The sequence below is a fragment of the Ferruginibacter sp. genome (assembly GCF_031430955.1).
Lineage (GTDB): Bacteria > Bacteroidota > Bacteroidia > Chitinophagales > Chitinophagaceae > Ferruginibacter.
On record NZ_JANPCM010000136.1, the window covers coordinates 1 to 3144 of the forward strand.

Below are 3144 nucleotides of genomic sequence, written 5' to 3' on the forward strand. Positions count from 1 at the left end.
CCAATACACCCGAAGGCAATTGGGTAGGTAACCGAAGCGGTGTGGGTGGGCCATCTCATTATTTTTCTATAAACTTTAAAAGTGGTGGCAGTGTTGTTATTAATGAATTTAACGCTACCACCCCGGATGTTGCCAATGGAAACTGGAGCCTGGTTGGCGACAGTGTAAAGGCAAACTTTACCTATATGCCGGGGGCCACTTACACCGGTACTTATTCTTTAGCGGCAAAATATTCTGCAAGTGTAAATACTTTGGATGGTACAATTGGTGTTGGCAGCAGCACAATTGGCGCAGGAATGTTTTCAGTTACAAAGCAATAATAATTTCAATCAATAAATAAAAAATGTCCCGGCTAAGTGGGACATTTTTTTTGAACTTTAAAACTTGTAAAAACTTAATTCATTCAATCTTGGGTTTAATTTTTAAATGAGGTGGTTTTGCTGAATTTTTGGATTGGTTGGGTTTCTTAGGAATTGGGTTTGGCTTGGTTGATTAAAAATGTTTTTGTTTTCTTGGTTATTTATGTTTTGTTTTCTTTGGTTTAATTCTTCTGTTGGATATCTGGATCTTTAAATACTTAACTGGTTAATTACAACACAAAGATGCACTGCGTTTGCTCTTTTTTTATTTCTATTCGTTCAAAAGCAGTATTATTTCGATGAATGGCCCAGTTTTAACGATTTGGCCTCTAATTTTTATAAATGCTTAAAACAGTTTGGTGTATTTAAGCTGGCTGTTTTATTTTTGTGTCAATGGAACAACTATCTACCGATGTAAAAAATATTTTAGGTTTACAATTGCCTACTGATCCACGCTGGGTTAACCTTGCCGAAATTGAATTAGAAGAAATTTTAACTGACCATGCTTACTGCGAACAAAAAGCTGCCACTACCTGCATTTCTTTAATACAGCGCTACCCCGACAGGGTAGAAATGGTAGAAGAATTGTCGCCGATTGTTACCGAAGAATGGGGACATTTTAGAATGGTACTGGCAGAACTTAAAAAAAGAAAATTGCATTTGTGCAAACAGCGCAAAGATGAATATGTAAATAAACTTTTATCATTTCAAAAAAAAGATGGCAGTGTGGAAGACCGTTTGTTAGACCGGCTTTTAACTATGGCATTGATTGAAGCAAGAAGTTGCGAACGTTTTAAAAGATTAAGTGAAGGCTTAGACGATGAGTATATGCGTAGTTTTTACAGAAAATTTATGGAGAGTGAAGCCGGGCATTATACTTTATTTATAAACCTTGCCGAATTATATTTACCTAAACAAAAAGTAAGAAAACGCTGGAATGAATGGTTGCAATTTGAAAAGGCTGTGATGGAAAGTGCGGAAGTGAGGGGCGACAGGATACATTAATGATTTCGGATTTTAGATTTTAGTATAACAAAAATCTTTTTCCCACATTTAATCTATCATATATTTTAACCTTATGGAGAAGGGAAAATATGGCATTCCGACGGCGTCATCAATTGCAGGCGGTTTTAAACCAAAGCCACCTCGTATAAAAAGTGGGGTATATCCAACAGGTAGATTTTTATATTTTATTATTTTTACTTTACCTCCAATGCCTGCTGTTACTTCAAGTTTCCATTTGCCATTGGATGAAATATTATACGTTTCTCCAAACAAAATAGCTCCGCCAATAGAAACTGCATTGGCCTTATACAAAAAACTATTAAGCGTATCTGGTGGCGATGACTTAAAAAAAGTTCTTTTATCAGTAAAATTAAAAGGCTTTAGTCTGAATTCAACGCCAATAAAAGGATTATGCCTTGCATTTCTTTCTCTGCTTGCCTTAGTAAAATTTCCTAAATTAATTAACGGCCGCCATCGTTGTAAAAAATGATACCGGTACTGAGCAAGAAAACGAAAACCATGCAAACTCTTTTCTGGCATGTCATAAAATGGATGTTTAGCAATATAAGAAAGCTCAGTAAAATATTCACTTCGTTCGCTAAAGCGATTACCAAAACCGGCACCAATAGCTACTTGCAACTCTGCAAGGGCAAGAGGATTAAAAGAAAAATATTTTTCCGTTGCTGTAAATCGTTGCTGAGTTGATTTACCTTTTATTTGCTGAGCATTTAATTTAAAGAAGGATAAGACAAGCAATAAAAGAAAATATTTTTTCATGAAGCAAAATAGTATAGTTGCTCTGTTAGATTCAGGTAAGGATGCTTTTGCTGCATGGTTTGAATAATATTCCGGTATTTTAATTTAAAATCTTTGTGAGCCGCTGAAGAAGGATTAAAAGGTTTATGATTTATTGCCGCATTGATCTCATTTATTTCCTGCATCAACTGCTGCGCTGGTTCATCAATACAAGTGGCCATAAATTTTTGCCACACATAATTGGTGGCGGCATAATTAGGATGCACCATATCTTCTGCATAAAAGCGGTAATCTCTTAAATCATCAATTACTAATTCGTACGCAGGAAAATAAAATACATTGCTGAATGTTTCTGTTGCAAGATGCACTCCATTTATTAAAGCCGCTTTGCTGCGGTTGTTTTCTACAAAACCTTCCCGTAAGTGCCTTACGGGGCTGATGGTAAAAATTATTTTTATGTGCTGATTAAAATTTTGCAGTTGCGAAACAATGCTTTCAATTTCATGAATAACTTCTTGGTTAGTTAATAATCTTCTGTTAAACCAGTCTGCCGGTGCTTTATGATTATTGGCGGCAACAGTATTTATTTTTTTGTTGTCAGCTTTGTCCGTTAATTCATATACCCATGCCGAGCCAAAAGTGATAATTATAAAATCGGTTTCGTTTAAATAATCGAGAGCAGTACGGGTAGAACTGTTTATTTTATTAATCGCATCTTCTTTTGTAATGCCAGAAAAACGGCTGTGGTGTTGCCAGCTGTGCCACGATTCATTTAAATAAAATAAATCATTTTCATCAATAACCTTATTAGCAATGTAATTTTCAACAGCCTGTTTTACACTAACAGGGTTAAATAAAATACCATTGGGATTTTGGAGTACAGAAAATTTATGTGCTACTAATTTATCGCCGATGTTTTCGGTAAAGCAACTGCCCATCAGCAATAATTTGTGGCATGGATTTTCATTTAGAGTTTTCTCCAAAACATTTATCCCAAAAAATTAATCACCGGCATAAATTATTG

The 3144-nt window shown here is 35.2% G+C and carries 4 protein-coding genes; 2 read left to right on the forward strand and 2 right to left on the reverse strand.

The annotated features are described in order from the left end of the window. The coding region (locus tag ACY65O_RS03680) for a hypothetical protein (protein ID WP_462219498.1) at positions 1–320 on the forward strand (320 nt) is incomplete at its 5' end. Between the two features lie 432 nt (positions 321–752). After that, entirely contained in the window at positions 753–1364 is a 612-nt protein-coding gene (locus tag ACY65O_RS03685) for a MiaE family protein (RefSeq protein ID WP_462219499.1), read from the forward strand. A gap of 48 nt (positions 1365–1412) precedes the next feature. Here ACY65O_RS03685 and ACY65O_RS03690 read toward each other — a convergent pair whose 3' ends face one another. Both ACY65O_RS03690 and ACY65O_RS03695 read right to left on the reverse strand, forming a co-directional pair. Continuing rightward, entirely contained in the window at positions 1413–2141 is a 729-nt protein-coding gene (locus ACY65O_RS03690) for a hypothetical protein (protein ID WP_462219500.1), read from the reverse strand. Beyond that, complete coding sequence (locus ACY65O_RS03695; protein ID WP_462219501.1) at positions 2138–3103, reverse strand: GSCFA domain-containing protein; 966 nt, start codon at positions 3101–3103, stop codon at positions 2138–2140. The genes ACY65O_RS03690 and ACY65O_RS03695 overlap by 4 nt, the downstream gene beginning before the upstream one ends. Positions 3104–3144: the final 41 nt, after the last annotated feature.

Bases quoted from the DNA above. Each gene is read 5' to 3' on its own strand.
- ACY65O_RS03685 (WP_462219499.1), top strand. From the start codon at position 753: ATGGAACAACTATCTACCGATGTAAAAAATATTTTAGGTTTACAATTG.
- ACY65O_RS03690 (WP_462219500.1), bottom strand. From the start codon at position 2,141: ATGAAAAAATATTTTCTTTTATTGCTTGTCTTATCCTTCTTTAAATTA.